The 23,208-nt window shown below is 44.4% G+C and carries 38 protein-coding genes; 2 read left to right on the top strand and 36 right to left on the bottom strand.

Going from position 1 to position 23,208, the window contains the following annotated elements; all coding sequences use genetic code 11:
* Positions 1-269: 269 nt before the first annotated feature.
* Positions 270-1,034 (top strand): polysaccharide deacetylase family sporulation protein PdaB, encoded by a 765-nt coding sequence (gene pdaB, locus AB447_RS16870; RefSeq protein WP_048354115.1) that lies wholly within the window; start codon positions 270-272, stop codon positions 1,032-1,034.
* A gap of 4 nt (positions 1,035-1,038) precedes the next feature.
* Here pdaB and AB447_RS16865 read toward each other — a convergent pair whose 3' ends face one another.
* Positions 1,039-1,638: a KinB-signaling pathway activation protein gene (locus AB447_RS16865; RefSeq protein ID WP_048354116.1), complete on the bottom strand. Its 600-nt coding sequence runs from the start codon at positions 1,636-1,638 to the stop codon at positions 1,039-1,041.
* A 100-nt stretch (positions 1,639-1,738) separates the two neighbouring features.
* On the opposite strand from AB447_RS16865, the gene gerD reads away from it, so the two are divergent.
* Positions 1,739-2,305 carry a spore germination lipoprotein GerD gene (gene gerD / locus AB447_RS16860; RefSeq protein WP_048354117.1) on the top strand — a complete coding sequence of 189 codons (567 nt, stop codon included), beginning with the start codon at positions 1,739-1,741 and terminating at the stop codon, positions 2,303-2,305.
* Between the two features lie 46 nt (positions 2,306-2,351).
* Here the strand turns inward: gerD and AB447_RS16855 are convergent, their stop codons facing one another.
* The 35 genes from AB447_RS16855 to rplV all read right to left on the bottom strand — a co-directional run bounded on the left by AB447_RS16855 (position 2,352) and on the right by rplV (position 23,199).
* Positions 2,352-3,413: an Mrp/NBP35 family ATP-binding protein gene (locus tag AB447_RS16855; RefSeq protein WP_048354118.1), complete on the bottom strand. Its 1,062-nt coding sequence runs from the start codon at positions 3,411-3,413 to the stop codon at positions 2,352-2,354.
* A gap of 87 nt (positions 3,414-3,500) precedes the next feature.
* Complete coding sequence (cwlD, locus tag AB447_RS16850; protein ID WP_048354119.1) at positions 3,501-4,214, bottom strand: N-acetylmuramoyl-L-alanine amidase CwlD; 714 nt, start codon at positions 4,212-4,214, stop codon at positions 3,501-3,503.
* A 99-nt stretch (positions 4,215-4,313) separates the two neighbouring features.
* Complete coding sequence (locus tag AB447_RS16845) at positions 4,314-4,757, bottom strand: DUF2521 family protein (protein ID WP_048354120.1); 444 nt, start codon at positions 4,755-4,757, stop codon at positions 4,314-4,316.
* Positions 4,758-4,871: 114 nt separating this feature from the next.
* A complete protein-coding gene (locus AB447_RS16840; RefSeq protein WP_048354121.1) occupies positions 4,872-6,410 on the bottom strand; it encodes an SMI1/KNR4 family protein in 1,539 nt (512 codons plus the stop codon).
* 573 nt (positions 6,411-6,983) lie between these two features.
* Positions 6,984-7,376 (bottom strand): 30S ribosomal protein S9, encoded by a 393-nt coding sequence (rpsI, locus tag AB447_RS16835; protein WP_048354122.1) that lies wholly within the window; start codon positions 7,374-7,376, stop codon positions 6,984-6,986.
* A 20-nt stretch (positions 7,377-7,396) separates the two neighbouring features.
* Positions 7,397-7,834 (bottom strand): 50S ribosomal protein L13, encoded by a 438-nt coding sequence (gene rplM, locus AB447_RS16830; RefSeq protein ID WP_003178393.1) that lies wholly within the window; start codon positions 7,832-7,834, stop codon positions 7,397-7,399.
* A gap of 160 nt (positions 7,835-7,994) precedes the next feature.
* Positions 7,995-8,738, bottom strand: coding sequence for a tRNA pseudouridine(38-40) synthase TruA (truA, locus tag AB447_RS16825; protein WP_048354123.1), 744 nt, complete (start codon positions 8,736-8,738; stop codon positions 7,995-7,997).
* A 10-nt stretch (positions 8,739-8,748) separates the two neighbouring features.
* Entirely contained in the window at positions 8,749-9,546 is a 798-nt protein-coding gene (locus tag AB447_RS16820) for an energy-coupling factor transporter transmembrane component T family protein (protein ID WP_048354124.1), read from the bottom strand.
* Entirely contained in the window at positions 9,536-10,411 is an 876-nt protein-coding gene (locus AB447_RS16815) for an energy-coupling factor ABC transporter ATP-binding protein (RefSeq protein WP_048354125.1), read from the bottom strand. The genes AB447_RS16820 and AB447_RS16815 overlap by 11 nt, the downstream gene beginning before the upstream one ends.
* The gene (locus tag AB447_RS16810) at positions 10,387-11,232 is read right to left on the bottom strand and encodes an energy-coupling factor ABC transporter ATP-binding protein (RefSeq protein WP_046128881.1); all 846 of its coding nucleotides are present in this window, start codon (positions 11,230-11,232) and stop codon (positions 10,387-10,389) included. Before AB447_RS16810 ends, AB447_RS16815 begins: the two co-directional genes overlap by 25 nt.
* 142 nt (positions 11,233-11,374) lie before the next feature.
* On the bottom strand, positions 11,375-11,737 hold the full coding sequence (gene rplQ, locus AB447_RS16805) for a 50S ribosomal protein L17 (protein WP_046128867.1): 363 nt from the start codon (positions 11,735-11,737) through the stop codon (positions 11,375-11,377).
* Positions 11,738-11,814: 77 nt separating this feature from the next.
* Positions 11,815-12,759: a DNA-directed RNA polymerase subunit alpha gene (locus tag AB447_RS16800; RefSeq protein ID WP_003178382.1), complete on the bottom strand. Its 945-nt coding sequence runs from the start codon at positions 12,757-12,759 to the stop codon at positions 11,815-11,817.
* Positions 12,760-12,933: 174 nt separating this feature from the next.
* Positions 12,934-13,329: a 30S ribosomal protein S11 gene (gene rpsK / locus AB447_RS16795; protein ID WP_048354126.1), complete on the bottom strand. Its 396-nt coding sequence runs from the start codon at positions 13,327-13,329 to the stop codon at positions 12,934-12,936.
* Positions 13,330-13,349: 20 nt separating this feature from the next.
* Positions 13,350-13,715, bottom strand: coding sequence for a 30S ribosomal protein S13 (gene rpsM, locus AB447_RS16790; RefSeq protein WP_048406285.1), 366 nt, complete (start codon positions 13,713-13,715; stop codon positions 13,350-13,352).
* Positions 13,716-13,738: 23 nt separating this feature from the next.
* Complete coding sequence (gene rpmJ / locus AB447_RS16785; RefSeq protein ID WP_003156543.1) at positions 13,739-13,852, bottom strand: 50S ribosomal protein L36; 114 nt, start codon at positions 13,850-13,852, stop codon at positions 13,739-13,741.
* A gap of 33 nt (positions 13,853-13,885) precedes the next feature.
* Entirely contained in the window at positions 13,886-14,104 is a 219-nt protein-coding gene (gene infA / locus AB447_RS16780; protein ID WP_003178377.1) for a translation initiation factor IF-1, read from the bottom strand.
* Positions 14,082-14,411 (bottom strand): KOW domain-containing RNA-binding protein, encoded by a 330-nt coding sequence (locus AB447_RS16775; protein ID WP_046128863.1) that lies wholly within the window; start codon positions 14,409-14,411, stop codon positions 14,082-14,084. Before AB447_RS16775 ends, infA begins: the two co-directional genes overlap by 23 nt.
* Before the next feature lie 9 nt (positions 14,412-14,420).
* Complete coding sequence (map, locus tag AB447_RS16770) at positions 14,421-15,167, bottom strand: type I methionyl aminopeptidase (RefSeq protein WP_048355852.1); 747 nt, start codon at positions 15,165-15,167, stop codon at positions 14,421-14,423.
* Positions 15,164-15,817, bottom strand: coding sequence for an adenylate kinase (locus AB447_RS16765; protein WP_048355854.1), 654 nt, complete (start codon positions 15,815-15,817; stop codon positions 15,164-15,166). Before AB447_RS16765 ends, map begins: the two co-directional genes overlap by 4 nt.
* A 54-nt stretch (positions 15,818-15,871) precedes the next feature.
* Positions 15,872-17,167, bottom strand: a complete 1,296-nt coding sequence (gene secY, locus AB447_RS16760) for a preprotein translocase subunit SecY (RefSeq protein WP_048355851.1) — start codon at positions 17,165-17,167, stop codon at positions 15,872-15,874.
* A gap of 1 nt (position 17,168) precedes the next feature.
* A complete protein-coding gene (rplO, locus tag AB447_RS16755) occupies positions 17,169-17,609 on the bottom strand; it encodes a 50S ribosomal protein L15 (protein WP_029418438.1) in 441 nt (146 codons plus the stop codon).
* A 30-nt stretch (positions 17,610-17,639) separates the two neighbouring features.
* The gene (gene rpmD, locus AB447_RS16750) at positions 17,640-17,822 is read right to left on the bottom strand and encodes a 50S ribosomal protein L30 (RefSeq protein WP_046128860.1); all 183 of its coding nucleotides are present in this window, start codon (positions 17,820-17,822) and stop codon (positions 17,640-17,642) included.
* 13 nt (positions 17,823-17,835) lie between these two features.
* The gene (gene rpsE / locus AB447_RS16745) at positions 17,836-18,336 is read right to left on the bottom strand and encodes a 30S ribosomal protein S5 (RefSeq protein WP_048355850.1); all 501 of its coding nucleotides are present in this window, start codon (positions 18,334-18,336) and stop codon (positions 17,836-17,838) included.
* 24 nt (positions 18,337-18,360) lie between these two features.
* Positions 18,361-18,723 carry a 50S ribosomal protein L18 gene (rplR, locus tag AB447_RS16740; protein ID WP_048355849.1) on the bottom strand — a complete coding sequence of 121 codons (363 nt, stop codon included), beginning with the start codon at positions 18,721-18,723 and terminating at the stop codon, positions 18,361-18,363.
* 32 nt (positions 18,724-18,755) lie between these two features.
* Positions 18,756-19,292, bottom strand: a complete 537-nt coding sequence (gene rplF, locus AB447_RS16735; protein ID WP_048355848.1) for a 50S ribosomal protein L6 — start codon at positions 19,290-19,292, stop codon at positions 18,756-18,758.
* A 29-nt stretch (positions 19,293-19,321) separates the two neighbouring features.
* A complete protein-coding gene (gene rpsH / locus AB447_RS16730; protein ID WP_048355847.1) occupies positions 19,322-19,720 on the bottom strand; it encodes a 30S ribosomal protein S8 in 399 nt (132 codons plus the stop codon).
* 31 nt (positions 19,721-19,751) lie between these two features.
* Positions 19,752-19,937, bottom strand: a complete 186-nt coding sequence (gene rpsN / locus AB447_RS25395) for a 30S ribosomal protein S14 (RefSeq protein ID WP_003178353.1) — start codon at positions 19,935-19,937, stop codon at positions 19,752-19,754.
* A 22-nt stretch (positions 19,938-19,959) separates the two neighbouring features.
* On the bottom strand, positions 19,960-20,499 hold the full coding sequence (gene rplE, locus AB447_RS16725) for a 50S ribosomal protein L5 (RefSeq protein ID WP_048355846.1): 540 nt from the start codon (positions 20,497-20,499) through the stop codon (positions 19,960-19,962).
* A 25-nt stretch (positions 20,500-20,524) separates the two neighbouring features.
* Positions 20,525-20,836, bottom strand: coding sequence for a 50S ribosomal protein L24 (rplX, locus tag AB447_RS16720; RefSeq protein WP_048406284.1), 312 nt, complete (start codon positions 20,834-20,836; stop codon positions 20,525-20,527).
* Positions 20,837-20,872: 36 nt separating this feature from the next.
* Positions 20,873-21,241, bottom strand: coding sequence for a 50S ribosomal protein L14 (gene rplN / locus AB447_RS16715; protein ID WP_048355845.1), 369 nt, complete (start codon positions 21,239-21,241; stop codon positions 20,873-20,875).
* 40 nt (positions 21,242-21,281) lie between these two features.
* Entirely contained in the window at positions 21,282-21,545 is a 264-nt protein-coding gene (rpsQ, locus tag AB447_RS16710; RefSeq protein ID WP_006640325.1) for a 30S ribosomal protein S17, read from the bottom strand.
* Positions 21,546-21,568: 23 nt separating this feature from the next.
* Positions 21,569-21,769, bottom strand: coding sequence for a 50S ribosomal protein L29 (gene rpmC / locus AB447_RS16705; RefSeq protein ID WP_003178343.1), 201 nt, complete (start codon positions 21,767-21,769; stop codon positions 21,569-21,571).
* On the bottom strand, positions 21,759-22,193 hold the full coding sequence (gene rplP, locus AB447_RS16700; RefSeq protein ID WP_006640324.1) for a 50S ribosomal protein L16: 435 nt from the start codon (positions 22,191-22,193) through the stop codon (positions 21,759-21,761). Before rplP ends, rpmC begins: the two co-directional genes overlap by 11 nt.
* A 1-nt stretch (position 22,194) precedes the next feature.
* Positions 22,195-22,851, bottom strand: a complete 657-nt coding sequence (gene rpsC / locus AB447_RS16695; RefSeq protein ID WP_046128855.1) for a 30S ribosomal protein S3 — start codon at positions 22,849-22,851, stop codon at positions 22,195-22,197.
* A 3-nt stretch (positions 22,852-22,854) separates the two neighbouring features.
* Positions 22,855-23,199, bottom strand: coding sequence for a 50S ribosomal protein L22 (gene rplV / locus AB447_RS16690; protein ID WP_048355844.1), 345 nt, complete (start codon positions 23,197-23,199; stop codon positions 22,855-22,857).
* Positions 23,200-23,208 lie beyond the last annotated feature (9 nt).

Genomic DNA, 23,208 nt, shown 5'->3' with positions numbered 1-23,208 from the left:
TTAGTTTTCAAAGATCATTTCCGCTTTGTTTAGCGGCTTTAATAATATAACACCAAGCTCTCTTTATTGTCAATAACTTTTTTAAAAATTATTCATTGGAGCTTTTTTATGTCAGCTGTTCATCAGCGACGTTTAATAATATATCACGGTCGACCTAAAGAAGTCAACCATCTTTTTTATTTTAATTCTAAAGGCGAATTATTGTTATGTTCTTTTTTATACAAGCATAAGATGAAAACAAAGCAGCATGGACAAGGAGGAGTTTTTCAGTGAATCATTTTTATGTGTGGCATATCAAACGGGTCAAGCAGCTGATCATAATTATCATTGCCGCATTTGCTACAGCAGCCTTTTTTTATGTGCAAAACCTGCTCCCTCTTCCCGTGTTTTCTACAGGCGGCGAAACAAGGGCGATATATAGAGGGGATTCTGACACAAATGAGGTATCCCTTACATTCAATATTAGCTGGGGAGATGAAAGAGCTTTACCCATTTTAGATACATTAAAAGCAAACGGAATAAAAAACGCTACCTTTTTTCTGTCGGCCTCATGGGCGGAACGTCATCCTGATGTTGTGAAAAGAATCAAAAAAGACGGCCACCAAATCGGAAGCATGGGATATGCTTATAAAAACTACTCTCAAATGAAAAAAAGCGAGATTAGAAAAGATCTGGCCAGGGCGCAGCATTCTTTTCAAAAATTAGGCCTGAAGGATCTCACACTGCTCAGACCGCCAACAGGCCAGTTTAATAAAGATGTCCTTGATGTTGCAAAGCAATACGGTTACACGATTGTTCATTACAGTATCAATTCCGATGACTGGACAAACCCCGGAGTCCAAAAAATTGTTGAAAACGTGAGCGGCGCCGTAAATGCCGGAGATATCGTCCTTTTACACGCTTCAGATTCAGCAAAGCAGACAGAAGAAGCTCTGCCTGAGATCATTCATCATCTGCGAAGCAAGGGGCTCAAAAATGTAACGATCAGTGAATTAATTGCAAATACCGATGCCAAATCTTCCGAGGTCAAATAAACGTTTATGAACGGCTTAGGAATTTCGGCAGCATTAAAAGCTGAAAAGCGTTGCAGCTTAACAAGGGAAGCAGCATTAAATAAAGCCAGTCCTCTTCATTCACCCTTAACGCCGGGAACCACTCCATGACCGTAAAAACGATCATTAAAAACAATGCGGAAACGAACGTTTTTTTCGAGGACTGTTTTTGTTTCATGTAAGCCGCAATAAGACCGATGATCATGATCAACAGCGGCAGCCAAATATAAGGAACGATCGATCCGCTTCCCTCCCCAAAAAACAAATAACGCAAATAAACCAAGTCAAACGTTACAAATATAATCAGAAACAGCTGAATCGAATTCCATAAAGAATGCGATCTGAAAATCTCAAGCGCAAAACGGTGAATCGTTAAGAAGATCACAAACCCCATTTGGGCGATGACGCTGAAAATCATGCCCACCCCGATAAACCAAAACAAAACCGAAAGAATCTCCAATACCTCAAACGACAGAAACAGCTCCTTGTATCTTCCCCATTCTATGGCAAAACCGATAATACTTGTCGTCAGCGCTCCTACTCCTAAAACAGAAAAGAAAAATCGAACAAGGTTACGGCTTTTCATTGTAGACTTCCCAACCCCTAAGTACGATATTTTGTAATGCATAAATTTATGAAAGACATTCATATTAAAGGTAAGACGAGTTTTCGAAAGGAGCTTAAGCATGTTAAAATCCGCAATGCTATGGATAAGCTGTTTTCTGTTTCTATCTGTAACAGCTTGTGCTCCCAAGGACCAAGCAGCTGAAATGGACTATGATGAAACAAAAAAAATGGTTGTCGATATATTAAAAACAGATGACGGAAAAAAAGCAATTCAAGACGTATTAAATGATGACAAAATGAATCAAACGCTTGCAATGGATGAAAAAACGGTTAAAGATACGGTTGAAAAAACGCTGACTTCCAAAAAAGGAACAGAGTTTTGGAAGTCGGTGTTTGAAGATCCGAAATTTGCCTCCAGCTTCGCCAAAACGATGCAAAATGAACATGAAGCCGTGCTGAAAAAATTAATGAAAGATCCGGATTACCAAAAGATGCTAATGGGCGTCCTTCAGGATCCGGAAATGACAAAAAAATACGGTGAACTGGTCAAGAGCCGGGAGTTTCGAACCCACCTTAAGGAAGTGATAACAGAAACCCTCTCAAGCCCTCTTTACAGGAAACAATTTGAAGACGAGCTGAAAAAAGCAGCTGCCGAAACCGCGAAAGAAGGCGGCGGGGAAAAATAGACGTAAACCGTCCGCCGTTAAAGCTTCTTCCCCGAAGAAGCTTTTTTCATGCTTTTTTGCTGATCGTTTCATCGATCTTTTTCGCGATATCCATATAAATGAGGCCTGTCGGGTGGTTTTGGTCGTAAACCGACGGCGCAAAGTCGCTATCATCCCAATCCGGCTGCTTCAACGGAATTTTGCCCAATAACGGAACGCCCAGTTCTTCCGCCAGCTTTTCTCCTCCGCCTTTGCCGAATACATATTCTTTTTCGCCCGTTTTGGAGCTTTCATAGTAAGCCATATTTTCTACGATTCCGACGATTTCGTGATCTGTTTGTAATGCCATCGCCCCAGCTCTGGCTGCGACAAAGGCAGCGGTCGGATGCGGGGTGGAAACGATGATTTCCTTGCAGCTCGGGAGCATGGAATGGACGTCAAGAGCAACGTCTCCAGTGCCCGGCGGAAGATCTAAAATAATATAGTCCACATCGCCCCATTCCACTTCATTGAAGAAATTATTGAGCATTTTTCCGAGCATCGGCCCTCTCCAAATGACCGGCGCGTTGTCTTCGACGAAAAATCCCATGGAAATTACCTTGACGCCAAACCTTTCAACAGGTACGACCTTTTCGCCCTCTATTGTCGGCCTGACGGTAATTCCCATCATATCCGGCACGCTAAAGCCGTAAATATCAGCATCAATCAACCCGACTTTTTTTCCGAGCCGCGCTAAAGATACGGCCAGGTTCACGGAAACAGTCGATTTTCCGACACCGCCTTTACCGCTCGCAACGGCTAAAAAGACAGGTTGTTTTTCACTGTTCAGCAATGACCTCTCCTGTCCGGAAGACGTTTGCTGGTATTTCATGACGATTTCTTCGGGCAGCTCTTCGAAACGCAGGCCTACCGTTTCAGCGCCGGCTTCCTTCAGCCGTGTAACGATTTCCTGCTGAAGCTGCATTTGTTCGGCAGATCCCGTTTTTGCGAGCGCCACTTTTACGCTGACATGCCGTTTTTCAGGCTTGATTCTTATGTCTTTCACAGCATCCAGCTCTTCAAGCGGCTTTTGAAGAAAAGGCTCGTACAAATCGCCGACTATTTTTTTTACATCGTCTTCTCGCATCATTGAATCTCACCCTCTGTTGTATTCGTTTACAAAATAAGTATAGCATATCTTTCCTGATGGTGTCTTTGACGTAAAAAGAAACCCTCCTTATTCCGGAGGGTCCCTGTCTTCTGTAAAATAGCGAAGCACGCCCTTATAAACCGAAGCGGCGATCTTGTCCTGATATTTAGGTTTTGCCAGCTGCTTTGCTTCTTCGGGATTGGATAAAAACCCGATTTCAACAAGCGCTCCCGGTTTTTTTACGTTTTGCATCAGATAAATGCCGTGAATCCGTTTTGCTTTACGCTTTGTATTTTCAAGGTTGTGCCTTAATTCATCCTGAATGAACTTGGCTGCCCGTTCGTTTTCTTCGTACTGTCCGTAGAAAAAGCTTTGGGCGCCGCTCCACCTTGCGGAAGGAATGGCATTCAGATGAATGCTGAGATAAAGATCGGCTTCCGAATTGTTGATCATGTCGACCCGCTTCCGCAAATCTTCAGCTTTTCTTCGGCTCATGCCTTTCGTTTCTTCAAGGGCGAGATCGCGATCGTCTTCCCGCGTCAGCAGCACCAAAGCTCCCTGCTCCTGAAGGTAATCCCTGATTCTTAAAGAAACCTCAAGCGCGATGTCTTTTTCGAGGGTTTCTCGGCTTGATGCCCCTCCGTCCGGTCCTCCATGCCCTGGATCAATGTAGATGATTTTTCCGCTCAGCGGCAGATTCCATGATTTCCATGAATCATCATTATTGAATTGATACTGAAACAAACATAATAAAGCGACAAAGCCGAGCAAAAACCCGAGCCATTTTATTTTTTCTTTCATCCCTTTCCCTCCCGCTTGTCCTTACTACAAGATATGGGACAAGGAGAGGAAATATGATCGGTCTGAGCGGACAAATTGTACTTTTCGAAATCCCGGATCTTATCTGAGACGGAGCTTGAAACGTTTTTCCCTTTCGCTGAAGCCTTCCTTCCACCAGGTTTGGATAAAGCGTTCACAGGCATAATAAAGCCCCTCATCGTATAGCGTAATATTGAAAGCGGCCGACCAGCTCAGCGCATATTCATAAAGCTCGTGCAGGAGCTCCTTTTCTTCTTTTTCAGATCGGGTCATCGCCTGTTGGACGGACTCTCCATGATAGCCGAACTTCCCGAATTGAGCGCCGAGCAAATATGCTTCAATCGCAAAATCAATACAGCCGTCATATAAAATATCCGTATGTTTCGAAAAAAAGTGAAAAAGGGGGGCGAAGCATTCCTCTGCCATGTCCATGATTTTTTCAACAGAGAGCTCCCGCAGAAGCTGCTTCTCCAGATTTACCTGCTTTTTTTGTTTTTCATTAATGAAGGATAATACCGTCCCCATAACACCGCCTCCTTTTTACATTGTATTGTGCAATCAGGAGCGGAAAATCATGCTCATGCGGCGAAGGGAAACGGAGGAAGAAGCCGAAAATATTAGAAGCCGCGAGATGAAAAGCTATTCGCTCACATAGCTGCTCCATATCTCCTCTTCTTCTTCAGACATCTCGCCAATCACCTTAGAGAAATCCACTTTTTTCTTGCATATGTCCTTCAATACATAAAATTGGTCAAAAGAACCGGCAAACTCTTCTAACGAAGGCGACTGCGCCACCACTTTAAGGTTTGCGATTTCAGAACTTTCCAATTCCAGTCTTTTCAGATGTTCCAGGCCGGCAAGAGCGGTTCCGTCTTTAACGGACGAATTTATAAGAGTTAGTGTTTGAAGCGTATGAAGCGTGCCTAAGAAATCAACGTTTTCTAACGTAATATTTTCAACTGTTAAAAACCTTAATGTTTTCAAGCCTGCTATCGCTTTTATCTCTTCTTCGGTTACATGTTCACTTCCTCGTATATGTAATCGTTTCAACGCGCTGATTTGAGAAATATCTATTAATTGCTTTTCGTTATAAACATTTACCTTTAAAGACTCAAGGTTTTTACAGTGACTGAGCGGCGTATATTCTGCAGCTTGAATATCGGTCATATCCAATTCTCTCAAAGATGATAAATCCGCAAGCGGAGACAAATCGGCCACGCTTGTTTTTGCCACATTTAAATACTGCAGATGTTTCAATTGGGCGATTGGCGTTAAGTCTGTTACCGGGTTATTTACAAGATAAAGCTTTTTCAAAAAGATCATGCTTTGCAAAGGCGTTAAATCATGAATGCGATTTGCGCTTAAAATCAATTCCCTCGTATCCGTGCAGATTGATATCGGTTTAATGTCTGTCAGCTCCCGGCCAGTTAAACGCAACCTTATCTTGTTACAAAATGCCTTTGGACTTTCAGCCATCGTTTCCACAATCGTAGTCCAGCGATCGTCCAGCTGACGAAACCACCGGTCTGCATGTTCAAGATCGGCTTCCTGCGGTCTTGCATGCAGCACCGGAAGATCCATGGAACGGATCGCATCCAAGAAATGCAGCTCTTCCTCTTTGCCGTAGCTCCAGCTGACGGCATCATCATATTCATCAATCGTATAATGACCGTTTTTGAGCGTATTTATTATATAGATCAGAAAATCTGTCACATTATGGGCAATCACATACTTTATTTCTTCGTCGCGCCCAAAATTGATCACTTGTCCGGCTTTCCCCTCTTGATCAGGGTCAAGGTCTATGCCAATATGATTTCCTCCGTAATCCCTGCTGATCGGAATCCATCGGCGGTTCACATATTTTTCTTTAATCCAACACGGCGGAACTGAATATGCATCGATCTCATCCAGTTCTTCATCTCCTTCAAGCCCCTTCCATATCCGCCACTCCGTGAGCATTTCTTGCAAAGAAAGAAAAGGAAGTCCGAAAAATAACCCGGGGCCCGATTCCTTTTCACCATTATGTGCAAGATACAGCTCCCTGAGCTCTTCTGGAAACGCGACGTCCATTTCAGTTTCAGCTTTTTGAATGTCTTCCTCTGTTGCAGGAGGATTCAAAAACGGACGGAAATGTTGGTTTAATGCAGCATGCAATTGTTTTATCATTGTTTGAATCATCTTTTCTCTCCTTCATGCTTTGTAAGACTAATTACATCATGAATGTGTACCCTTGGCAATCCGGGAAGGGAAACAGAGGAAAATATCGAATATTTAAGGAGAGACGAGCATGAGATGAAAGGTTTGTTTCAGTACACTTGGCAAGTGCGATGAATGGTTTGACCGGTGCCTGGAGTATGGAAAACATTTCGAAATCCTGTTTCATATCGCCGGTGTTGAGGCGAGCTGGATGTATACGATTTCGGAAAAGCCTGATTTCGCCCCCGATTTTTCCGGCTGGCGGCCGAGTTAGCACGTTATCCAGTTTTTGAAGCATTTCGTCCCGAAGTTAAAAGCGTGGTTTTCATAGCTATAAAAGATCCTTCAAAACGTCTTGCTCGGACGAAGCCTTTACGCAAGGCGATGTTTTAAGACACTTGATCAGTCATCATCTCGGACAAATCTCCATCTGGGCACAGGGGATGAACTGCGAACCGCTATCGGCTGCCTATGCAAGGCTGTGGAATGTAAGCTAACAATAAAATAAAAAAGACCCCCAAGACAAAAGTCTTGAGAGCCTTTAAAACGCCATAATTAACGTTTTGAGAACTGAGGTGCACGGCGTGCGCCTTTAAGTCCGTATTTTTTACGTTCTTTCATACGTGCGTCACGAGTCAGAAGACCTGCACGTTTCAGAGTCGCACGGTATTCAGGATCTGCTTCAAGCAAAGCGCGTGCGATGCCGTGGCGGATTGCGCCGGATTGTCCGGAGAAGCCGCCTCCATGTACGTTTACTAAAACATCATAAGTGCCAGCTGTTTCAGTCAAAGTCAATGGTTGTTTGATATCTTCGATTAGAGCTGCAGATGGAATGTGTTCGCTGATTTCACGATTATTAACGATGATACGGCCTTCTCCTGGAACTAAACGCACACGCGCTACAGAGCTTTTACGACGGCCAGTACCGTAATATTGAACCTGTGCCAAATTGGTAACCTCCTTTTTTATTAACCGCGAAGTTCGTAAACTTCAGGTTTTTGTGCTTGATGTGGATGCTCAGAACCACGGTATACGTTCAATTTTTTGAACATTTGACGACCTAGAGAACCTTTTGGAAGCATGCCTTTAATCGCAAGCTCAAGCATTTTCTCAGGGTAGTTTGTACGCATTTCAAGAGCTGTTCTTGATTTTAATCCGCCTGGATGTTGAGTGTGACGGTAGTAGATTTTGTCCGTTAACTTTTTACCAGTTAACTCGATTTTTTCAGCGTTGATGATGATCACATGATCTCCAGTGTCAACGTGTGGTGTATAAGTTGGTTTGTGTTTTCCGCGAAGGATAGATGCAACTTCTGTAGAAAGACGTCCTAGCGTCTTGCCAGCAGCATCAACAACTAACCACTTGCGTTCGATATTACTTGCGTTAGCCATAGGTGTTGTACGCATTAAATTTCCCTCCTAAATGATCTGCCATTTTCAATAAACTTCAATTACGTTCTATTTCAAAACACAATAAGTTTCCGGGGCTTATCGTGGGGTTGAAATACATACCATATGATATCTTATAACTTTCTGTACTCGCTGTCAAGAAAATGTTACACCTGGTCTAGTTGTCATAGATGACGTTCCATAGGTACAATCCATGCGCCGGTGCAGTACGCCCCGCCGCATCGCGATTTTTGGCAGCGAGCATCTTTTCAATATCATCGGGTGAAAATTTGCCGGTACCGACATCAAGAAGCGTTCCGGTAATAATTCTGACCATGTTGTACAAAAATCCGCTTCCGACGATCCGCATTTGCAGACCGTCTTCGGTTTCAGACCATTCAAGCTCATATACCGTCCTGACTTTGTCCTTTACCTCGGTTTTGGCCGTGCAAAAGCTTGTAAAATCATGGGTGCCGACTAAATGTTGTGCTGCCTTTTCCACCATTTTCAAATCAAGCTCATATGGAACATGATATGCATAATGCCGTTTAAACACATTCAGGTGTCTGCCTTTGTAGATCATATACCGGTATTCCTTTTTCTTTGCAGAAAACCGCGCATGAAACTGGTCATCGACAACCTCCGCTGTCGTGACCGCTACATCATCAGGAAGCAGAGCATTTAAAGCATACGGCCATTTTGCCTCAGGGATGGAAAGCGGACTGTCAAAATGAATTGTCTGTCCCACCGCATGAACGCCGCTGTCGGTTCTTCCGGATGAAACGACGGGAATGCGCTCCTTCGTTTTATGAAGGGTTTTCAGCGCCTTTTCCAGCTCGTCCTGCACGGTTCTCTGCCCAGGCTGCACCTGATAGCCGTAAAAAAGATGTCCGTCGTATGAAATGGTGCACTTCATTCTCATCATGTATCACCTAAGTCCGCAATAGGATTAATAAGGCTGCAAGAACGACTAAAATGAGGAGAACGGCAGTGTCCTTCCCTTTCCATGTCAGCTGCCTGTACTTCGTGCGGCCTTCCCCTCCCCGGTAGCCGCGCGCCTCCATCGCCGTCGCCAGTTCTTCAGCTCTTTTAAAGGCGCTGACAAACAGCGGAACAAGAAGGGGAACGACCGCTTTGACGCGGTCTTTCAGCGGACCGCTTGTAAAATCTGCGCCTCGCGCCATTTGCGCCTTCATGATCTTATCCGTCTCTTCGATAAGAGTCGGTATAAATCGAAGCGAAATGGACATCATTAAAGCGAGTTCGTGAACGGGCAGCTTCAGTTTTTTAAACGGACCGAGCAAACGCTCAAGCCCGTCCGTCACTTCGATCGGAGTGGTTGTCAGCGTTAAAAGCGTCGTGATGACGATCAAATAAATAAACCGAAGCGATATAAAAATGCCCTGAACAAGCCCCTGCTCATAAATTTTAAATAAGCGGAGATCGGCGAGGACGGGTCCTTCACGCGTCATCAGGATATGGAGCAGAAACGTAAACAGCACAATCCAGATCACCGGTTTCATCCCTTTTAAAAGGAAGCGGACAGGGACTTTTGACAAGGCGGCCGCAAGAACGGTAAACACGCCGAGCAAAGCGTATGTTACGGTATTATTGGCAAAAAAAACGATAAAGACGAAAAGAAATATGGATAACAGCTTCGTACGCGGATCAAGACGATGAATGACCGAAGAACCAGGAACATACTTGCCGATAATGATACTATCCATCATAGGCATTTTCCTCCTGAAAGAGCGCTTTAATTTCGGAAGCCGCTTCTTCGATCGTCAGGATCGGCGATTTAAACCTGATGCCGAATGCCTCTTCAAGCCGTTTTTGAAATTTAATCGTTTCCGGCATATCAAGGCCGAAAGCGGCGATTTCATCGCTTTTTGAAAAGAGCTCGCGAGGGGTTCCTTTTGCTTTTACAGTCCCCTTATGCATGACGATCAGCTCGTCGGCATATGCTGCTGCGTCCTCCATACTGTGGGTGACGAGAATCGTCGTCAGCTTTCTCTCTTTGTGCAAATCGTAAAACATGTCCATGATTTCTTTGCGGCCTCTTGGATCAAGACCTGCCGTCGGTTCATCGAGAACGAGAACCTCGGGCTCCATCGCCAGCACTCCCGCGATTGCCACGCGCCTCATTTGTCCGCCGCTCAGCTCGAACGGAGACCGGTCGCTCAGCTCCTCAGGCAGTCCAACAAGCTTCAGCATTTCCCTGGCCTTTTTTTCAGCCTGCTTTTGGCTTGCCCCAAAATTGACGGGTCCAAAGGCAATGTCCTTTAAAATCGTTTCTTCGAACAGCTGGTGTTCCGGAAACTGAAACACGATGCCGACTTTTTTTCGGAGCGCTTTTAAATGCTTATTCTTTTTTCCTGCTTCAATCACTTCTTCGCCGAGGCGAATCTGTCCTTTCGTCGGCTTTAGCAGCCCGTTCAAGTGCTGAAGCAAGGTCGATTTCCCTGAACCTGTATGCCCGATAACGGCGACATAGCTTCCTTCGTTGATCACGGCATTGACATCGTAAAGCGCCAGGCGTTCAAAAGGCGTTTTCATCTGGTATCGGTGTTCTACATCTTTGATCGCAATGTCCATAGCTCATTCACCAATCCTTCTTGTGTCAGATGATCGCCGTTTACAGCCAGCCCTCTTTCTTTTAAGAGCCGGCCAAGCTGAACGGAAAAAGGCAGGTCAAGTCCGATTTCAATGAGTTCTTTATCGCGGCGGAAGACTTCTTCCGGCGATCCTTCGGCATATTTTTTTCCGCCGTTCATGACGATGATCCGGTCCGCCTTCGCCGCCTCGTTTAAATCATGGGTAATCGAAATGACCGTTACCATTCCTTCGTCTTTTAACCGTCTGACCGTCTCCAGCACTTCCTCTCTTCCCATCGGGTCGAGCATTGAAGTAGCTTCATCAAGGATCATGATGTCAGGCCGGGCGGCAAGCACTCCCGCAATCGCCACACGCTGCTTTTGTCCTCCTGAGAGATGGTGCGGCTCTTGATCGAGAAAGTCCTGCATATTCACCTGTTGAACAGCCCAATCTACCCTTTCCACCATATCTTCTCTTGGAACTCCGTTGTTTTCTAAACCAAAAGCCACATCATCGCGAACGGTTGTCCCGACAAATTGGTTATCGGGATTTTGAAAAACCATGCCGACTTTTTTCCTGACATCCCAGACCGTTTCTTCCGTCAGCTTAATGCCGCCGACTTCAATCGATCCTTCATCAGGCAGAATCAGGCCGTTTAAAGCGCGGGCAAGCGTCGATTTCCCTGAACCATTGTGGCCGACGATCGCGAGCCATTCTCCTTTCGAAACATGAAACGATACATGATCAAGCGCAGCACTGTCCGCGTCTTTCTGGTAACGGAATGTGATATCCTCTACAGCTATCAATCGCTCTTGATTCATTTTGCCCATCCGGCCTCCTCTCATCTAAAAACTCTGCTTATCTGACTATTCGTTAACGATAAAAAAAACCTGATATCTAAAAAAAGGGCATAGATCCAGTTAAAAACTGTCCCGCCCTTCTTTAGACACACAATATATGTGATTAAACCAATTCGATGATAGCCATTGGTGCTCCGTCACCACGGCGAGGACCAAGCTTCATAATGCGTGTGTATCCGCCTTGGCGCTCTTCATAACGAGGTGCTACTTCAGAGAAAAGCTTTTGAAGTGCATCTTGGTCTTTCTCTGCGTCTGCTACCTCGTTGCGGATGTATGCAGCTGCTTGGCGGCGTGCGTGTAAATCTCCACGCTTGCCAAGTGTAATCATTTTTTCTACAACAGAGCGAAGTTCTTTCGCGCGAGCTTCTGTTGTTTCGATTCTTTCGTTGATGATCAAGTCTGTTGTAAGATCACGCAGCATTGCTTTACGCTGTGCACTAGTGCGTCCTAGTTTTCTGTATGACATGTGGTGTCCCCTCCTTTATTGAAATACTCTATCTGAAATAAAAAACACACGAAAATCCTAGTTCACATGGAAACTAGTCAATCGTCTTTACGAAGGCCGAGTCCAAGCTCTTCAAGTTTCGCTTTCACTTCTTCAAGTGATTTGCGACCCAGGTTGCGAACTTTCATCATATCTTCTTCAGTCTTGTTCGCAAGCTCTTGAACCGTATTGATGCCCGCACGTTTCAAGCAGTTGTAAGAACGGACGGAAAGGTCAAGTTCTTCAATTGTCATCTCCAGAACTTTTTCTTTCTGATCCTCTTCTTTTTCAACCATGATTTCAGCATGCTGGGCTTCGTCGGTCAAGCCGACAAAAATATTAAGGTGTTCAGTCAAAATCTTTGAACCAAGCGCAATCGCTTCTTTTGGTCCAGTGCTTCCATCTGTCCATACGTCAAGCGTAAGTTTGTCATAGTTTGTAATCTGACCCACACGAGTATTCTCTACTTGATAAGAAACGCGAGAAACTGGTGTAAAGATGGAATCAATCGGGATGACGCCAATCGGCTGATCGTCTCTTTTATTCGCATCAGCTGGTGTGTACCCGCGACCTCTTTGAGCGGTTAAGCGAACTCGGAAACTCGCGTTTTGGCCAAGAGTCGCAATGTGAAGATCAGGATTCAAAATCTCAACATCACTGTCGTGGGTAATATCAGCAGCCGTTACAACTCCTTCACCCTGAACATCAATCTCAAGCGTCTTCTCTTCTTCAGAGTAGATTTTCAATGCAAGTTTTTTAATGTTTAAGATAATCGTTGTAACATCTTCAACAACGCCTTCAATCGTCGAGAATTCATGCAGTACACCATCTATCTGGATCGATGTTACAGCGGCACCAGGGAGTGAGGATAAAAGGATACGACGTAAGGAGTTACCCAAAGTTGTACCATATCCACGCTCAAGTGGCTCTACGACAAATTTACCATACTTGGCATCGTCGCTGATTTCAACCGTTTCGATTTTTGGTTTTTCAATCTCGATCATTTCATAAAACCCTCCTTCAAAACGTCGAAACCCCGGACAGAATTTCTCTGATTCTATCCGAAATTCCCCATTGTTTAGTCCCGTATGTGCTCAGGCAACGAGTGTGCATTCGTTTTATAAATTAACTGTATCATAACCCATTATTGACAGGGACACAAAATCTATACAAACAAATTACACGCGGCGACGTTTTGGTGGACGGCAACCGTTATGAGGTACAGGCGTTACGTCTCTGATCGCAGTAACTTCAAGTCCGGCAGCTTGCAGTGCACGGATTGCAGCTTCACGGCCAGAACCTGGTCCTTTAACAGTCACTTCAAGAGTTTTCAGTCCATGTTCCATAGAACCCTTTGCAGCTGTTTCAGCGGCCATTTGTGCAGCAAACGGAGTGGATTTACGAGATCCTTTAAATCCTAGAGCTCCGGCACTTGACCAAGAAAGAGCATTGCCATGAACATCAGTAATTGTAACGATCGTGTTGTTGAAAGTTGAACGAATATGAGCGATTCCAGATTCTATATTCTTTTTCACGCGGCGTTTACGCGTGTTTGATTTACGAGCAGCAGCCATTGTTCAAATACCTCCCTTACTTATTTTTTCTTGTTAGCTACAGTACGACGCGGACCTTTACGAGTACGCGCGTTGTTTTTCGTATTTTGACCGCGAACAGGCAATCCGCGACGATGGCGAATTCCGCGGTAGCTTCCGATTTCGATCAGACGTTTGATGTTAAGAGACACTTCACGGCGAAGGTCACCTTCAACTTTCAATTTGTCGATCGCGTCACGGATTTTACCAAGTTCCTCTTCAGTCAGATCACGAACGCGAGTATCTTCAGAAACACCAGCTTCTTTTAATACTTGCTGAGCCGTTGTACGGCCGATTCCAAAGATGTATGTCAATGAAATAACAACACGTTTGTCACGTGGGATATCTACACCAGCAATACGAGCCATTCTCTCTCGCACCTCCTTATAAATTAGCCTTGTTTTTGTTTATGCTTTGGATTTTCACAGATCACCATTACTTTTCCTTTTCTGCGAATGACCTTGCATTTTTCACAGATCGGTTTAACTGATGGTCTCACTTTCATGTGTTTCCAACCTCCTTCAATTTCCGGAGTGCCTTATTTGTAACGGTACGTAATTCTACCACGAGTTAAGTCATATGGAGATAATTCTACCGTAACTTTGTCTCCAGGTAAAATGCGAATGAAGTGCATGCGGATCTTACCGGATACATGAGCCAAAACCGTGTGGCCATTTTCAAGTTCAACTTTGAACATTGCGTTTGGCAGCGTTTCGACTACTGTACCTTCCACTTCAATTACATCGTCTTTCGCCATTCAAGTGTTCTCCCTTCTTCAAATCAGTAACTTGCTCTCTGACAAATTTCAAAAGAGAATATCTCAATTTTCCATTTGTCACACGCCCAGTTTCGTTTATACTGTTCTGAACTTCCGGAGATACGCAATCATAAAAGGTTAAATGATTGATATTCTTTTTCTTAGGAGAATGAAATTTACGTTTTTCTCCGTCTGCTACCAGCACATGATGATGATCGAAGATATCGATAACAACTGCGTATTGGTTCGTTTCGCGTCCTCGTGTAATACGTACGAACTGTCCAATTTCAGGCGTTTTCCGAATCATCTCATTCACCTAGGCTTTTGTCAGTATATCAAAACCTGTCTCCGTAATCGCAATCGTGTGTTCAAAATGAGCACACTTTTTCCCGTCCACAGTAACAACCGTCCAATTATCAGCCAGCGTTTTGACATACCGGCTGCCTGCGTTGACCATCGGTTCAATGGCCAAGACCATGCCGGGCTTTAACCGCGGGCCTTTATTCGGCGGACCGTAGTGAGGAATTTGCGGATCCTCATGCAGATCCTGCCCAACCCCGTGTCCGACATATTCCCTGACAACAGAAAAATGTTCGCTTTCGACATACGTTTGTATTGCGTGGGAAATATTCGACAAACGTTCTCCCGGTTTTGCTTCCTGCAAGCCTCTATATAAAGATTCCTCTGTCACGTCCAGCAGTTTTTGATCCTCATCGCTGATCGTTCCCACTGGATACGTCCACGCAGAGTCACCATGATAACCGTTTAGCTTCGCACCGATATCGATGCTGATGATGTCTCCGTCACGAAGCACCCGGCTTCCCGGTATACCGTGAACCAGCTCTTCGTTGACTGAAACGCAAATGCTCCCGCGAAAACCATTATACCCTTTAAAAGATGGGATTGCACCCTGCTTCGTAATAAAACGTTCGGCAATTTGATCCAATTCTTTTGTCGAGATTCCGGGTTTAATGTGCTTTTTAAGCTCCTCGTGAGTTAAAGCAACAATCCGGCCTGCTTCACGCATGATTTCGATTTCTCGGGGAGTTTTACAAATAATCATTTGCCCCGGCCTCCGAGAAGCTCTTTTATATCTGCGTAAACTTCATTGATGTGCTGTTGCCCCTCAATGTTTACAAGATATCCTTTATCCGCATAGAAATCGAGTAAAGGCTGAGTCTGCTTCAAGTTGACCTCAAGACGCGTGGATACCGTAGCCTCATTATCATCTTCGCGCTGATAGAGTTCTCCTCCACACTTATCGCATACATTTTCCTTTGCAGGCGGATTAAAGACTAAATGATAAGTTGCACCGCAATTTTTGCAGATTCTGCGCCCAGTAAGACGTTCCATCAAGGCATCTTTATCGACTTGAATATTGATGACATAATCAATCGACTTGCCCAGTCCTTTAAGAATTTCCTCTAGTGCCTCAGCTTGAGCGACTGTTCTCGGAAATCCGTCCAGAAGAAAACCCCGGTCACAATCATTCTTGCCAAGTCTCTCCCTGACAATACCAATCGTCACTTCATCCGGAACAAGTTCACCTTTATCAATGTATGATTTGGCTTCAAGTCCAAGATCCGTTTCTTCTTTCATGGCAGCGCGGAACATGTCTCCTGTTGAGATATGAGGTATCCCAAAATCATCAACAATCCGTTCAGCCTGTGTTCCTTTACCGGCTCCAGGCAGTCCCATTAAGACTAAGTTCATTTCGGATTCCCCGTCCTCTCTATTTTTAGAGGGAATGGGCACATCCCATTTCCTCTAGTGCTTCATAAATCCACGATAGTTTCGTTTCACCAGCTGGCTTTCAAGCTGCTTCATAGTTTCAAGTGCTACACCGATCACAATCAGCAAGCTCGTGCCGCCGATTTGTGCAGAAGAAGGCAGCCCAGCAAAATTAACGAACAAGACAGGAAGAATGGCAATCACAGCCAAGAATATGGAGCCGACAAATGTAAGTCGATACAAAATGCTCGTGATTCTTTCCTGAGTCATTTTTCCTGGACGAACTCCCGGAATATAGCCACCTTGCTTTTTAAGATTATCGGCCATTTGCTCAGGGTTTACCTGGACAAATGCATAGAAGTAGGTAAAGGCAATAATCAATGCTGCATAGACGCACATTCCAACCGGATGCGTGTAATCAAACGTTTTTTGGATCCAGTTCGTTACATCGTTAGAGCCAAAGAATGATGCCACGGTCCGCGGCGTAATGATAAACGAAACAGCAAAGATGACCGGAATGACACCCGCCGGGTTAACTTTCAGCGGCAGATGCGTTGACTGACCGCCAGGAGCAGGTGAACGGCCTGAACCTTTTGCATATTGAATTGAGATTTTTCTTACCGCCTGTTGAATGAAAATGACTCCAACGACGATCGCCAAAATCGCAACCAATATAATGACAACCTTTAAGACTTGCATGAATAACTGATCTCCAGCATCTACAAACTGCTGAGCATAGATCTGATTGATCGTCTGCGGAATACCGGCAACGATACCAGCAAAGATGATGATGGAAATTCCGTTGCCAACTCCATGAGCCGTAATTTGTTCACCGAGCCACATTAAAAAAGCAGTTCCGGCAGTGAGTACAATCGCAATGGTCAAATAAGTGCCGACTCCCGGGTCATTGATTAACGCGCCGCCGGCCATGTTATTAAACCCGTAAGACATACCTAAAGCTTGGATGAAACCAAGAACGATTGTGAAGTACCTTGTGAACTGAGCTAATTTACGGCGGCCAACTTCACCCTGCTTCGACCATTCCGTGAACTTCGGAACAACATCCATCTGTAAAAGCTGAATGATAATTGAAGCGGTGATGTATGGCATAATCCCCATCGCGAGAATGGAAAAGTTGTATAATGCACCGCCGCCAAATGTGTTTAGAACCCCAAATACGCTCATTTGATCCTGTGCCTTCAGAACCTCTGTATTTACATTCGGCACAGGAATGAATGAACCGATACGAAAGACGATAAGCATTAAAAGAGTGAAGATAATCTTATTCCGAATATCCTTCACACGCATAAAATTGGAGATTGTCTTAAACAAGTTAGATCACCTCAGCTGTACCGCCAGCAGCCTCAATTGCTTGTTTAGCAGAAGCGGAGAATTTATTGGCTTTAACAGTTAATTTTTTTTCTAATTTACCGTCGCCAAGAATTTTCACTCCAGATTTCAACTTGCTGATTACACCTGTTTCTAAAAGAAGTTCAGGAGTAACTTCCGTCCCTTCTGCAAAGCTGTTGAGTTTGTCTAGGTTGATCACAGCGAATTCCTTGCGGTTGATGTTTGTAAAACCGCGTTTAGGAAGACGTTGGAATAAAGGCATTTGTCCACCCTCGAATCCAGGACGTACACCGCCGCCAGAACGAGCGTTTTGACCTTTATGACCTTTACCAGCTGTTTTACCGTTACCTGAACCAATACCACGACCTACGCGGTTGCGCGTTTTGCGTGAACCTTCTGCGGGCTTTAATTCATGAAGTTTCATTAGGACACCTCCTTAGCCTATCATTTATTTTTATTGTTGTTCTTTAACAGAAACTAAATGAGATACTTTGTTGATCATGCCGCGGATCGCAGCGTTATCTTCGTGAACGACGGTTTGGTTTGTTTTCTTTAAACCAAGCGTTCTCACAGTGATGCGCTGATCTTCCGGACGGCCGATTACACTGCGTTTGAGGGTAATTTCTAATTTAGCCATTAATGTTCCCTCCTTATCCTAACAGTTCTTCTACAGATTTTCCACGAAGCTTCGCAACATCCTCAGCGCGTTTCAGTTCGCTCAATCCTTGGATTGTTGCACGGATCATGTTGATCGGTGTGTTAGAACCTAAAGATTTAGAAAGGATATCAGCTACACCGGCAAGCTCAAGCACCGCACGTACTGGGCCTCCAGCGATAACTCCCGTACCTTCAGAAGCAGGTTTTAACAAGATGTTTCCTGCACCGAAATGTCCGACGATTTCGTGTGGAATTGTAGTTCCAACCATTGGTACTTCGATCAAATTCTTTTTCGCATCTTCAACAGCTTTGCGGATCGCTTCCGGCACTTCTTGTGCTTTACCAGTTCCGAATCCGACGTGACCGTTTTTGTCACCGACAACGACTAGAGCTGCGAAACGGAAACGACGACCACCTTTAACAACTTTCGCTACGCGGTTAACGGTAACTAAGCGTTCTTCTAACTCTAATTTGCTTGGGTCAATACGACGCATATTCACATGTCCCTCCTTCTTTTATTAAAATTCCAGACCAGCTTCGCGTGCAGCGTCAGCCAATGCTTTTACACGTCCATGATACAGGTATCCGCCACGGTCGAACACGACGTTTTTAATACCTTTCTCAGAAGCGCGTTTTGCAACAAGTTCTCCAACTTTTGCAGCCGCAGACGTATCGCTGCTTTTTTCAGCGTCAAAGTCTTTATCAAGAGTAGATGCACTCACAAGTGTAACACCGTTCATGTCATCGATCACTTGTGCGTAGATATGTTTGTTTGAACGGAAAACATTAAGACGAGGTCTCTCAGGCGTTCCTGAAAGCTTCGCGCGAACACGGGCGTGTCTTTTAAGACGTGCAGCATTCTTGCTTGTTTTCGTAATCATCCAGAGTCACTCCTTTCTCACTTTAAGCGGTTTTACTTAGCAGATTTACCTTCTTTACGACGAACCATTTCTCCTTCATAGCGGATCCCTTTGCCTTTGTAAGGCTCTGGAGAACGTACAGCGCGGATGTTTGCAGCAGTAGCTCCAACGCGCTCTTTATCTGTACCTTTTACGACTATTTTCGTTTGAGATGGAACTTCGATTTCGATTCCGTTTTCAGGAACGATTTCTACTGGATGAGAGTATCCAACGTTCAAAACAAGTTTGTTTCCGGATTTAGAAGCACGGTAACCGACACCGACTAATTCCAAACCTCTTTCAAAACCTTTAGATACACCTTCAACCATGTTTCCGATGATGCTGCGTGTCGTACCATGCAGCGCGCGATGTTCTTTGTTATCAGAAGGACGTTCTACTGTAAGTACATTGTCCTCAATTTTAATGTTCATATCAGGATGAAACGTACGAGTTAATTCTCCTTTTGGTCCTTTCACGGTTACAGTATTGTTGTTAAGCGTAACTGTAACGCCAGAAGGAATCTCAAGTAGCTTCTTACCTACACGAGACATACCAAGCACCTCCATTCATGTTAAACTTCTTACCAAACGTATGCTAAAACTTCTCCGCCAGCTTGTTTAGCGCGAGCTTCTTTATCTGTTAACACACCTTGTGATGTAGAAAGAATTGCGATTCCAAGTCCGTTCAGTACGCGAGGCACTTCGTTTGACTTAGCATAAACGCGCAGACCAGGTTTGCTGATTCTTTTAAGACCAGTGATGACGCGCTCGTTGTTTTGACCGTATTTCAAGAATACACGGATGATGCCTTGTTTGTTGTCTTCAATGTATTCTACGTCACGGACGAAACCTTCTCTTTTCAAGATTTCAGCGATTTCTCTTTTCAATTTAGAAGCCGGGATTTCAAGCTTCTCATGACGTACCATGTTTGCATTACGAATACGAGTCAGCATATCTGCAATCGGATCTGTCATAACCATTATTTAATAACCTCCTTCCCATTAACGGGGATTACCAGCTGGCTTTTTTAACGCCAGGAATTTGTCCTTTATATGCAAGTTCACGGAAACAAATACGGCAAAGTTTAAATTTACGAATTACAGAGTGCGGACGGCCGCAGCGTTCGCAGCGAGTGTACTCTTGCACTTTAAACTTTGGTGTGCGTTTTTGTTTCGCAATCATTGACTTTTTAGCCACGATTTCGCCTCCCTTTCATTGATTATTTCTGGAATGGCATACCTAATTGAGTTAATAGTTCACGAGCTTCTTCATCTGTATTGGCAGTCGTTACGATAACGATGTCCATACCGCGAACTTTAGTTACCTTATCATAGTCAATTTCAGGGAAGATCAGCTGTTCTTTAATTCCCAGCGTGTAGTTTCCGCGTCCGTCGAAAGACTTTTTAGAGATACCGCGGAAGTCGCGTACACGTGGTAAAGAAACAGAAATCAGTTTATCAAGGAAATCATACATGCGCTCTCCGCGAAGAGTTACTTTCGCACCGATCGGCATTCCTTCACGAAGACGGAATCCAGCAATAGATTTCTTCGCACGAGTAACGACAGGTTTCTGACCTGCGATAAACGTTAATTCTTCAACAGCGCTATCGATCGCTTTAGCGTTTTGAACAGCGTCACCAACACCCATGTTGATTACGATTTTTTCGATTTTTGGCACTTGCATCACAGATTTGTAATTAAACTTGCTCATTAATGCAGGTGTAATTTCTTTAGTGTATTTTTCTTTAAGGCGGTTCATGAGATAGACCTCCCTTCCTTTATTACTAGTTATCTAGAACTTGCCCAGATTTTTTTGCAATACGAACTTTTTTGCCATTTTCAACTTTGTATCCTACGCGAGTCACTTCACCTGTTTTAGGATCGAGCGGCATTACGTTTGACACATGAATTGGCGCCTCTTGGTTTAAAATTCCGCCTTGAGGATTTGCTTGTGTCGGTTTAGAGTGCTTCTTCACCACGTTGACACCCTCAACGATTACGCGGTCTTTTTTAGGGAACGCTGCAAGGATCACTCCTTGTTTCCCTTTATCTTTACCAGAGATAACCATTACTTTATCGCCCTTTTTAACATGCATCCTGATCGCACCTCCTTAAGTCCGGCATTGATATCATTAAAGTACTTCTGGAGCTAGAGAAACAATTTTCATAAAGTTGTTGTCACGAAGTTCACGTGCTACAGGTCCGAAGATACGAGTTCCGCGCGGGCTTTTGTCGTCACGGATGATAACACATGCATTCTCATCGAATTTGATGTAAGATCCGTCAGTTCTGCGCGCTCCGCTCTTTGAACGAACGATAACAGCTTTTACGACATCACCTTTTTTGACAACGCCTCCTGGTGTTGCTTGTTTAACCGTGCAAACAATGACATCACCGATGTTAGCCGTCTTGCGTCCGGAACCGCCAAGAACTTTGATCGTCAGAACTTCACGAGCACCAGAGTTGTCAGCTACTTTTAAACGAGTCTCTTGTTGAATCATTATTTGTTACCTCCCTTCGGAAAAAAGTTTCCGAACTTTATTAGATAATAACAGCTTCTTCGACAACTTCAACTAGACGAAAACGTTTAGTCGCAGATAATGGACGAGTTTCCATGATCTTTACGATGTCTCCGATTTTAGCCTGATTATTTTCATCATGTGCTTTGAATTTTTTAGAGTACTTTACGCGTTTACCGTAAAGAGGGTGTTTTTTGTAAGTTTCTACAACAACAGTAATGGTTTTATCCATTTTGTCAGAAACGACACGTCCTTGGTAAACTTTGCGCTGATTGCGTTCGCTCATGTTTAGAGAACCTCCCTCCGGAATTATTTGTTGGCAGCAATTTCTCTTTCCCGAATCACAGTTTTCATGCGCGCGATTGACTTGCGCACTTCACGGATGCGAGCAGTATTTTCAAGTTGTCCTGTCGCTAATTGAAAGCGAAGATTGAAAAGTTCTTCTTTAAGAGACTTTACTTTTTGTTCAATTTCAGCAGTGGTAAGGTCACGAATTTCATTAGCTTTCATTTGATTCACCACCAATTTCTTCACGTTTTACGAACTTCGTTTTAATTGGCAATTTGTGAGATGCCAGACGAAGAGCTTCGCGAGCGACTTCCTCAGACACACCAGAAATTTCAAATAAAACTTTGCCCGGTTTTACAACAGCTACCCATCCTTCAGGAGCACCTTTACCGGAACCCATCCGAACCTCTAGAGGCTTAGCTGTGTATGGTTTAGAAGGGAAAATTTTGATCCAAACTTTACCGCCACGTTTCATGTAACGAGTCATCGCGATACGGGCAGCTTCGATTTGGCGGTTTGTGATCCAAGAAGCTTCTTGAGCTTGGATACCGTATTCACCGAAATGCACTTCAGTGCCGCCTTTGGCACGGCCGCGCATTTTTCCGCGATGCTCTCTGCGATATTTAACGCGTTTTGGCATTAACATATTATTTTCCTCCTTCCTCAGTTTTCTTCTTAGTAGGAAGAACCTCTCCACGATAGATCCAGACTTTTACACCAAGCTTGCCGTAAGTTGTATCAGCTTCTGATGTAGCATAGTCGATGTCAGCACGCAATGTGTGCAATGGAACAGTTCCTTCACTGTAGTATTCAGAACGAGCGATATCTGCGCCGCCAAGACGACCGGACACCATCGTTTTCACACCTTGTGCACCAGCGCGCATTGTGCGTTGGATTTGTTGCTTTTGCGCACGACGGAATGAAATACGGTTTTCCAATTGACGAGCGATATTGTCTGCAACCAGCTGAGCGTCAAGATCAGCTTTTTTGATTTCAAGAATGTTGATGTGTACACGCTTGCCAGTAAGGTTGTTAAGGGCTTTACGAAGTGCTTCGACTTCGGAACCGCCTTTACCGATAACCATACCAGGCTTAGCTGTGTGGATCGTAATGTTTACACGGTTTGCCGCACGCTCGATTTCCACTTTAGAAACAGAAGCGTCAGACAGGCGTTGATTAATAAATTCACGGATTTTTAGATCTTCGTGAAGGAAGTCAGCGTAATCTTTGCCAGCGAACCACTTAGATTCCCAATCACGAATGACTCCGATACGAAGACCGACTGGATTTACCTTTTGACCCACGAGTTATCCCTCCTTCTTTTCTGATACAACGATAGTAATGTGGCTCGTACGTTTGTTGATTTGGCTTGCACGTCCCATAGCGCGCGGACGGAATCTTTTCAACGTAGGGCCTTCGTTCACGTAAGCTTGAGTAACAACCAGGTTGTTTATATCCATCTCATAGTTGTGCTCAGCGTTAGCGACAGCAGATTTTAAAACTTTTTCAATAATCGGGGAAGCAGCTTTTGGCGTATGGTTCAAGATCGATACTGCTTCACCTACTTGCTTACCTCGAATCAGGTCCATTACTAGACGTGCCTTACGAGGAGCAATACGGACTGTTCTTGCGACAGCTTTAGCTTGTTGCATTTAAAAGCC

It is taken from the genome of Bacillus glycinifermentans (assembly GCF_001042475.2).
In the GTDB taxonomy this organism is placed as follows: domain Bacteria; phylum Bacillota; class Bacilli; order Bacillales; family Bacillaceae; genus Bacillus; species Bacillus glycinifermentans.
Note: the sequence above shows the minus strand (reverse complement) of the source record. Positions and strands in the feature narration are given on the sequence as shown.